Consider the following 9,433-nt stretch of genomic DNA (forward strand, 5'->3'; position numbering starts at 1 on the left):
TCCCGGCCGCGGCGGTCAGGGACTCCTTGACCGCGAGGGCCAGCTCGCGGGAGCCGGTGACGGCGATCTTGCACGATTCGGCCCCGGGGCACGACGTCGGATCGAGCAGGCGGCCGGCCTCGCCGAGCGCGAGCCCGATGCGCTCGAGCTCGCGGAACACCGCGGGCAGCTCCTCGCTCTTCACGAAGCGCAGCAGGATGTTCTGGTCCTGCGCGGTCCGGACCGAGCCGCTGCCGCGGGTCTCGGCGATCGCGGCGATCGCCTCGAGCTGCTCGGCCGTGATGTCGCCGCGCGGCAGGGTCACGAAGGCCATCGAATAGCCCCGCTGCCGCTGCGGCCGGGCGTTGCTCGCCGCCCAGGCGCGGAAAGCGGGCGTGCCGGAATGGGTGATGACGTCGTGCAGGTCGGCCCGCGTCCCGGGCCGGTCCGGGCGGGAGTCCTCGACGTGGACGTAGCGGCCGGCCTCGGGGTCGCGCGTGGCCGGAAGCGCCGCGAGCTCCTTGTCGATCTCGGCCCGGAACGCCTCGAAGCCGAGCTTGCGGATGGCGTACTTCATGCGGGCCTGCCCCTTGTTCTTGCGGTTGCCGGTGCGATCGAAGACGCGCACCACCGCCTCGCACACGGGCAGGAGCCTCTCGGGCGGCAGGAACTCGTGCAGCACCCAGGCGTTCTGCGGCGACACGGCCAGACCGCCGCCGATGACCACCTTGAAGCCGATCTCGCGGCGGCCGTCCGTCTCGCGCGTGCGCGCGATGATGCCGATGTCGTGCATCGCCCCCAGGGCGCAGTCGGTCGGGCAGCCGGACAGCGCGATCTTGAACTTGCGCGGCAGCGCCTGGCAGATCGGGTTGCGCAGGAAGAAGCGGGTGAGGGCCTCACCGTATGGGGTGATGTCGAACGGCTCGTCCTGGCAGACGCCGGCCATCGGGCAGCCGGTGATGTTGCGCACGGTGTTGCCGCAGGCCTCGCGCGTCGTCAGCCCGGCCGCCTCGAGGGCCTCCATCGCCTTCGGAACGACGTCCATCTTGACGAAGTGGAACTGGAGGTTCTGCCGGGTCGTGACGTGCCCGAAGCCGCGCGAGTAGTCGCGCGCCACGATCGCCAGCGCCCGCAGCTGGTCCCCGCTCAGGATCCCCTGCGGGATCTTGACGCGGATCATCTGGACGTCGTCCTGCCTCTGGCCGTAGATGCCGCGCGTCAGGCGGAAGGTCCGGAACTCGTCCGGGCCGATCTCCCCGCGCTCGTACGCTTCGAGGGTCGTGACGAACTCCTCGAGGTCCTTCTCCGACGCGAAACGGCGCGCCGGAGCGTGCGTCCTGACGGCTTCATCGATAGGCATCGCAGCCTCCCGGAGTCACTGGGCCGGACCGGTCTCCGTGTGCAGCCCGCACTCCTTCTTCGAGAAATTCGCCCAGCGGCCCGCGCGCGGGTCCTCGCCCGGCTTCACCTGCCGGGTGCACGGATAGCAGCCGATGGACGGGTAGTCCCGGTCGTGCAGCGCGTTGTACGGCACGTCGTGGGTCCGGATGTACGCCCAGACGTCCTCGGACTTCCAGCGCGCCAGGGGGTTCAGCTTGACGAGGTTGAACATCTTGTCCCACTCGACCAGACCCGCGTTGGCCCGGGTCGGCGCCTGGTCGCGGCGGATGCCGGTGATCCAGGCCTGGAACCCGCCGAGGTGGCGGCGCAGCGGCTCGACCTTGCGGATCTTGCAGCACACGTCGGGCTGCCGCGCGAACAGGTCCGGCCCGTGATGGGCCGCCTGCTCGTCGATGGTCAGCAGCGGCTTCACCGCCACCGCGCGGATGCCGTAGCGCGCGACGATCCGGTCCCTGACCTCGAACGTCTCGGGAAAGAGGTAGTCGGTGTCCAGGTAGAAGACCGTGACCGACGGATCGATCCGGGCGACCATGTCCACCAGGACGACGTCTTCCGCTCCGAACGAGCAGGCCAGCGTGAGGCCGCCGCGGAACTTCTCGACGCCCCAGCGGACCACGTCCTGGGGGGTCCTCGATTCGAATACGCTCGATTGATGCTGCAGCTCGGCTGGGTCTATCTCGGCGACCGTCTGAATCACGTCCACCAACCCCTCCCGTGTCGCGGGCCCCATGGGCGGCCCGGAAAAAAGTGCCGGAAAACAAAAAACCCACTGCCGGTGGCAGTGGGTTGGGTTTCTCTCCTGATTCCTGGAAGGTCTTCTATTTCACCTCGTTACTCATCGGACCCTCCAGGCCCGCTGCCGCCGGTCGGCCGTGTCGGCCGACAACAACAACAGCAGCAACAGGTCGCGGGGGAGACCATGGCGCGCGCGGCAACGGCGCCGCGGCGGAGCATGCTCGAATTGGCCTTGAAGAGACTCACGGTACCCCCTCGACGCAGATACTTATACGACCAAAAGCAGGACAGTTCAACCAGATTTCATATGATGGGCCGGATTTCGCGCGCCCCCCTTCGACAGAAGGGGCGCCGCTGGCCTATCATCGACGGGCCCCCTCGGTCCCGATAGCCACGCGCGGAGAGAGAGACCACATGACGGAACGAAAAGCCCGGGTCGCGATCGCCCAGGCGGCCCCTGTTTTCCTCGATCTGGAGAAGTCGGTCGACAAGGCAGTCCGGCTGGTCGGCGAGGCCGCCGGCCTCGGCGCCCGGCTCGTGGCCTTCGGCGAAACCTGGCTGCCGGGCTATCCCGCCTGGCTCGACCTCTGCCCGGGATCGGCCTACTGGGACCATCCCCCGGCGAAGAAAGCATACGCGCACCTGGTCGAGAACAGCGCGATCATCCCCGGTCCGGAGACCGATCGCCTGGGGGCCGCGGCGCGCGAGCACGGGCTCGTCCTCGTCATCGGCGTCCACGAGCGGGTGGCCGGCGGGCCGGGGCACGGCACCCTGTACAACACGAACCTGGTCATCGGGCAGGATGGATCGATCCTGTCGCGGCACCGGAAGCTCGTGCCGACGCACGCCGAGCGGCTGGTCTGGGGCCCGGGGGACGGAGGCGACCTCGAGGCGGTGGCGACGCCTGTCGGCCGCGTCGGGTCGCTCATCTGCTGGGAGCACTGGATGCCCCTGGCGCGCCAGGCGATGCACGAGTCGGCCGAGGAGATCCACGTCGCCTGCTGGCCGACGGTGCGCGACATGTACCAGGTCGCGAGCCGCCACTACGCCTTCGAGGGGCGCTGTTTCGTCCTGGCCGCGGGGCTGATCACCCGGGCGGGCGACCTGCCCACCGACCTCGATCTGCCCCCCGGCGTGCGCGAGAACCCGGACGGCCTGGTGTGCTCCGGTGGCTCGTGCATCATCGGGCCCGACGGTGCGCTCCTGGCGGGGCCGGTCTTCGACCGCGAGGAGATCCTCGTCGCCGATCTCGACCTCGGCCGGATCGCCGAGGAGAGCATGGCGCTCGACGTCACCGGCCACTACAACCGGCCGGACGTCTTCCAGTTCGCGAAGCGTGTGGTGAAGCAGGAAAGATGGCGGGGTCGACGGGGCTCGAACCCGCGACCTCCGGCTTGACAGGCCGGCGTTCTAACCAGCTGAACTACGACCCCGCACTCGGGTGGGACCCCAGGGCCCCTTCGTCTCGGAACCGGGGGCCCATGGTGGGCGATACTGGATTCGAACCAGTGACCCCCTGCTTGTAAGGCAGGTGCTCTCCCGCTGAGCTAATCGCCCAACGAGGCCGCTGCGCGCCTATTCCGAAGCGCGGAATGGTAGCCCGCCGACGCGGGAGATGTCAATTGATGGGCGTCCCATGGGCGTCCCCCCGGCGGTTGTTGGTTGACCCAGAACGAGAACGTCGTATGCTTCTCGCAAGAAACGAGATCTGAGGCGCTGTGCTTAACCGGATCGCCGCCGTCCTCCGGAGGCTCCGATGCGAACCATTCCCGCCCTGAGAGTCACCTTCGTTTCCAGCGTCTTCGTCGCCTTGCTGGGCGCGACCGTCATGCTCGTCACGCTCTCCTGGGCCTCGCGTCCGACGGCGGTGATCTGTCCGGATGACGATCTGGACGGATATGCCGCCTGCTCCCCGGAGTGCGACTCCGCCTCCGTAGCGTGCGGAGATTGCAACGACGGCGATCCGGTGGTCCACCCCAACGCTACGGAAACCTGCAATCACGTCGACGACAATTGCGATGGCCGCACCGATGAGACGTCACCGAGCATTGCGGACTCCGCCAAGGTGGCCGACCCGGGAGCGACAGCGGGAGATGGGTTCGGATACGCGGTGGCTGCCATCGGGGATGTGACCGGAGACGGCGTCCCGGATCTGGCGGTGGGGGGGCACACCAACGAGGCGTCGATCCTCTCCGGCGCCGACCGATCCGTGGTGTGCCGGATGAGCGATCCCGATGCGGGATCCAGTTTCGCCGCATCGATTGTCAGCGTCGGCGACGTCACGGGGGATGGGGTCCCCGACCTCGCCGTGGGCGAGCCCGGCTGGAGTTCGATCACCGTGCCCTATCACGACGCCATCGGCTTCTACTCCGGGGCAGATTGCGCACCCATCGGGAGATTCTTCGATACCTTCCCTAACTGCGTCACGCCCGGGTTGGGCTGCCACCACGCGCTCGGGTCGACCATGGTGACCATCGGCGACATCACGGGAGAGGGTCGCCCGGATCTCCTGATCGGCGATCCCCTCTTCGATAGTCTCTTCTCGAACGGCCTGGGTATCGGCCAGGTCATCGTTCTCTCGAACCCCGGCTTCCAGGTCCTGGCACGCCTGCAGGCCCCCGTTCCCATGCAGTTCGGCAACTTCGGGTCCAGTCTGGCCGGGCTCGGCGACATCAACCAGGATGGCGTCCCCGATTTTGCGGTGGGGGGACCTCGTGAATCCAAAGCCTATCTTTACTCTGGGGCCACCCGAACCTTGATCAGAACGGTGGTCGAGCCCGCCTTCATCGGGTCCTCTTTCACCGGTCTGCCGGACGTGGACGGCGACGGTGTCGCCGATTTCGCGGCCGGCGCACCCGGTTATTCGAGTCCGGCCGTGCCCCAGAGCCCGGGGGCCGTTTTCGTGTATTCGGGAGCCACGGGCAGCCGCCTGCGCGTCTGTGTCGATCCCGCCGGCGCGGCGAACGACGCGCTCGGACGGGCCGTCGCGTACGTGGGGGATCTGTCGGGCGACGGCGTTGCCGACATTGCGGCCGGTTCTCCCTTAAGGGACAGCCCGGCCGGGAGCGATACGGGCAGCATTACGCTTTTCTCCGCCGGAGACTGCTCGGTCTCCCGGAGGCTCGTCGACAGGAACGCCTCTCCGGGGGAGCAGCTGGGCTCGCGCGACATCGCCCTGCTCGGCGACCTGAACGACGATCATGTCCCGGAGATCGCCGCCGGCGTCCCGCTCGACGATATGGGGGGGCGTCCGGACAGCGGCAGCGTCGTCCTCTTCACCCTGCAGAGCGACTGCGACGGGGACGGGTTCACTCCGTTCGGCGGCGACTGCGACGACGAGGATCCTGCCCGGAATCCGGGGGTCCTCGATGGCTGCGATGGTCTGGACAACGATTGCGACGGCGCGGCCGATGAAAGCGCCGACGGCGATCCGGCCGGCGTCTGCGACGACTGCAACGACGCCAACGCCAGCATCTACCCGGGCGCCGCCGAGATCTGCGATCGTCTCGACAACGACTGCGACGGGCAGGTGGACGAAGGGGCCGACGGCGACCACGACGGCGTGGCGATTCCCTGTGACTGCGACGATTCGGAGCCGCTGATCCACCCCGGGGCCCTCGAGCGTTGCAACCTCAGGGATGACGACTGCAATGGCCAGGTGGACGAGGGGCCCGACGTCGACGGCGACGGGTACACGACCCCATGCGACTGCGACGATGCCAGCCGATCGGTTCATCCGGGCGCGCCGGAGCAGTGCAATGCGAGTGATGACGACTGTGACGGCCAGGCGGACGAAGAGCATCCGCTCTACGGGACGGCGCGCCGGATCACCGATCCCCAGGCGAGCCCCGAAGACCAGTTCGGCAACGACGTGGCGGGGGTCGGGGACGTGACCGGGGACGGGGTTCCCGACTTTGCCGTGAGCGCGTCGGGGGACGATGCGCAGGGGCGCACCAACTCGGGAAGCGTCCTGGTCTTTTCGGGGGCGACGCGGTCGCCCCTGTGCCGGTTGATCGACCCCTTCTCGAGCCCGAATGAAGGCCTCGGAATGTCGGTGACCGGAGTCGGGGACGTCACCGGCGACGGTGTTCCCGACATCGCCGCCGGAATCTGGGGATACTCCTCCAGTCGCGGGGCGGTGGGGGTCTTCTCAGGCGCCGACTGCTCGTTCGTGCGGCGATGCGTGGATCCAAACCCGGTGGGCGGATTACTCGGGAGGTCGGTGGCCTCCCTCCCCGACATCGACGGAGACGGTGTTCCGGAGATCATCTCCGGTGAACCCGGTGGATCGAGCACGGTCGTCCTGGTCTTCTCGGGCCGTGACTGCTCGGTCGTGCGCCGTCTGCAGGAGCCTTCGCCGGTGCCGCAGGACGGCTTCGGCACGAGCGTCCTGGGGGTGCCGGACATCACGGGGGATGGGATCGCGGACATCGCGGCGGGCGCCATCTATGACGACACGGCGGCCGGGGAGATGAGCGGGAGCGTCTCATTGTTCTCGGGCGCCGACGGATCGTTCGTCCGGAAAATGATCGATCCCGTGCGGCGCGACTTCGCCAGCATCGGCGCCGACCTCGCCGGCGCCGATTTCGACGACGACGGCCTCGTGGACATCGTGGCGGGTCCGCTCAGCGGTCCGGCGGCGCTCATCTTCTCCGGGAGGGATGGTTCGCTGCTTCGGCGCTGCCAGCAACCTGTCGGTGGGTTCCCGGCGGGAAGGCTCGGAGGCGTGGCGATACTTCCGGACATCACCGGAGACCATGTCCCTGAAATCGTGGCCGGAGAGCCGATCGGCGCGCAGGTCGGGCCGACGCAGTACATCGCGAAGCTCATCGTCTTCTCCGGCGCCGACTGCACGGTGGCGGCGCGGCTGCTGGATCCGGAAGCCCGCGTGGCGGCGGGGCTTGAGGTCGCCGTGCCCGGGGATCTCGACGGGGACGGCCTGGTCGAGGTCCTGGCCGGCGTCCCCGGCGAAGATTCACCCGCAGGCGTCGATGCTGGCAGCGCGCTGCTCTTCGGTCTCGAGGGTGACTGCGACGGCGACGGCTACTTGCGCAACGCGGGGGACTGCAACGACGCCGACCCGGCGATTCATCCCGGCGCTGCAGAAAGCTGCAACGGCATCGACGAGGACTGCGATGGTGTCGCCGAGGACCCGGGCTTGGATCCTGACCGCGATGGCCTCTGCAGCACGCTCGACAATTGCCCGACGATTTTCAATCCGGACCAGAATCCGGAAGCCTGCCTGCAGCATATCCTGGACGTCACCATCGACCCCAAGAGCCCGGAGGGGAGGGGGAGCGGACTCGTGGCCTGGAGGACGACGCATGAGATCGATGTTCTGGGCTTCAACGTGATCTCGGTCGATCCCCATGGTGCCAGGGTGCAGCTGAACGTCGCTCAGATTCCCTGTACGGCGTGCATCACCGGGGAAGGGATGACCTACGCGGTCACCATTCCCAAGCACAAGAGCGGGCGCGACATCTTCATCGAGCTCCTGCGTCCCGGTGGGGTGGTCGAGAGGTACGGTCCTGCTCAACGGCGCTAAGGGCGGGGCCTGGAATCCGGAGCGGCGCCGCTCGGGAGACGCGCCGGCAGGAGGGGGGCGATGGACGAGTTCGCGGCTGACGGGAAGGTGAGCTCGTTCGGGTTGCTCTGGGCGCTCGATCCCGGGGTCCACTACCTCAATCATGGCTCGTTCGGGGCCTGTCCGCGGCCGGTCCTCGAGTTCCAGGCGGGGCTGCGGGCGGAGCTCGAGCGGGAGCCGGTCGACTTCATGAACCGCGAGCTGCCGGGGCGCCTCGCCGAGGTGCGGCAGGCGCTCGGCGCCTTCGTCGGGGCGGAGGCCGACGGCCTGGTCTTCGTCCCGAACGCCACCTACGCGGTCAACGCGGCGCTGCGCTCGTGGGACCTGAAGGCCGGCGACGACGTCCTGACGACCGATCACACCTACGGCGCCTGCCGCAAGGCGCTCGAGTTCGTGGCGGCGCGCCGCGGCGCCCGGGTGGTCGTGGCGCGCGTGCCGTTCCCGGTCCGCGGCGCCGACGACATCGTCCAGGCGGTGCTCGGTGCCGCCACGCCGCGCACCCGGCTGGCGCTCCTCGATCACGTCACCAGCCCGACGGCGCTGGTGTTCCCGCTTGCCGCGATCGTCGCGGGGCTCCGCGAGCGCGGCGTCGAGTGCATCGTGGACGGCGCGCACGCGCTCGGGATGATCCCGCTCGAGCTCGACCGGCTGGGGGCGGCGTGCTACACGGCCAACGCCCACAAATGGCTGTGCGCGCCGAAGGGGGCGGCTTTCCTGCACGTGCGGCGCGACCTCAGGGACCGCATCCGGCCGCTGGTCATCAGCCACGGGCACGACCCCGGCGGGTCATCGGTGCGCTTCCGTGAGGAGTGGGACTGGACCGGGACCGACGATCCGACGGCATACCTGTCGATCCCGGAGTGCCTGCGCGTCCTGGGCGGCCTCCTCCCGGGGGGCATGGCCGCGCTCATGGAGCGCAATCACGCGCTGGCGCTGCGGGGCAGGGGGATCGTCCTCGAGGCCCTCGGGGTCCAGCCGCCCTGCCCGGCCGACCTGATCGGATCGATCGCCGCGCTGCCGCTCCCCGCCGCGGCGCCGGGGTCGCCGGTCGCGCGCCTCGATCAGGACGCGCTCGCGACCTGGACGCGGGAGCGCGGCATCGAGTCGTGGTTCTTCCCCTGGCCCTGCCCGGGAGGGAAGCTGGTGCGCCTGTCGGCGCAGATCTACAACCACGAGGAGCAATACGAGGCGCTCGCGGCCCTGCTCCGCGAGGCCCTGCATGGCGCCTGACGCGCCGATCCCGCGGCTCGAGCCGAAGCTGTCGGTCTTCGACACCGCGATGGCCACCGTGAGCCTGGTGATCGGCATCGGCATCTTCCGCACGCCGGCCCTGGTCGCGGGCGCGACCGGCGGGGCCGCGCCGTTTCTCGTGGCGTGGGGGATCGGCGGCGCCATCAGCCTGATCGGCGCGCTGGTTTTCGCCGAGATCGGGTCGCGCTACCCGCGCGCCGGCGGCTTCTACAAGGTCGTCGCGCACTGCTGGCACCCGCTGGCGGCGTTCGTCCTGAACTGGGCGCAGGTCCTCATGCAGGGGGCCGGAGCGGCCGGCGTGGCGGTGATCGGGTCGGAATACCTGCTGCGTCTCGTCCGGCGCGGCGCTCCGGGACAGGAAGCGACCTGGCTCGCGGCCGTCATGATGGGCGGACTGCTGGCGCTCAACTACGCCGGGATCCGGACGGGGGCGCGGACGCAGAATGTCCTGTCGCTCTCCAAGATCGTCCTGATCGCCGGGCT

General features: G+C 69.2%; 6 protein-coding genes and 2 tRNA genes. 4 read left to right on the forward strand and 4 right to left on the reverse strand.

Annotation, left to right across the window (positions count from 1 at the left end):
• Nucleotides 1-1,339 (reverse strand): nitrite/sulfite reductase (locus VGV60_05200; GenBank protein ID HEV8700652.1); only part of this gene is annotated, 1,339 nt, incomplete at its 3' end.
• Nucleotides 1,340-1,354: 15 nt separating this feature from the next.
• Nucleotides 1,355-2,056: a phosphoadenylyl-sulfate reductase gene (locus tag VGV60_05205; GenBank protein ID HEV8700653.1), complete on the reverse strand. Its 702-nt coding sequence runs from the start codon at nucleotides 2,054-2,056 to the stop codon at nucleotides 1,355-1,357.
• A gap of 473 nt (nucleotides 2,057-2,529) precedes the next feature.
• Between VGV60_05205 and VGV60_05210 the strand changes: the two genes are divergently transcribed.
• On the forward strand, nucleotides 2,530-3,513 hold the full coding sequence (locus VGV60_05210) for a carbon-nitrogen hydrolase family protein (GenBank protein ID HEV8700654.1): 984 nt from the start codon (nucleotides 2,530-2,532) through the stop codon (nucleotides 3,511-3,513).
• On the opposite strand, the gene VGV60_05215 is transcribed toward VGV60_05210, so the two are convergent.
• A tRNA-Asp gene (locus VGV60_05215) sits at nucleotides 3,472-3,548 on the reverse strand. The genes VGV60_05210 and VGV60_05215 overlap by 42 nt on opposite strands.
• Before the next feature lie 49 nt (nucleotides 3,549-3,597).
• Nucleotides 3,598-3,672 (reverse strand) — tRNA-Val (locus VGV60_05220).
• Nucleotides 3,673-3,871: 199 nt separating this feature from the next.
• Here VGV60_05220 and VGV60_05225 point away from each other — a divergent pair.
• From VGV60_05225 to VGV60_05235, 3 genes are all read left to right on the forward strand, one after another.
• Nucleotides 3,872-7,660 (forward strand): MopE-related protein, encoded by a 3,789-nt coding sequence (locus VGV60_05225; GenBank protein HEV8700655.1) that lies wholly within the window; start codon nucleotides 3,872-3,874, stop codon nucleotides 7,658-7,660.
• Nucleotides 7,661-7,720: 60 nt separating this feature from the next.
• The gene (locus VGV60_05230) at nucleotides 7,721-8,929 is read left to right on the forward strand and encodes an aminotransferase class V-fold PLP-dependent enzyme (protein HEV8700656.1); all 1,209 of its coding nucleotides are present in this window, start codon (nucleotides 7,721-7,723) and stop codon (nucleotides 8,927-8,929) included.
• The coding region (locus VGV60_05235) for an amino acid permease (GenBank protein ID HEV8700657.1) at nucleotides 8,919-9,433 on the forward strand (515 nt) is incomplete at its 3' end. The genes VGV60_05230 and VGV60_05235, both read left to right, overlap by 11 nt.

The organism is Candidatus Polarisedimenticolia bacterium, from assembly GCA_036001465.1.
In the GTDB taxonomy this organism is placed as follows: domain Bacteria; phylum Acidobacteriota; class Polarisedimenticolia; order Gp22-AA2; family Gp22-AA2; genus Gp22-AA3.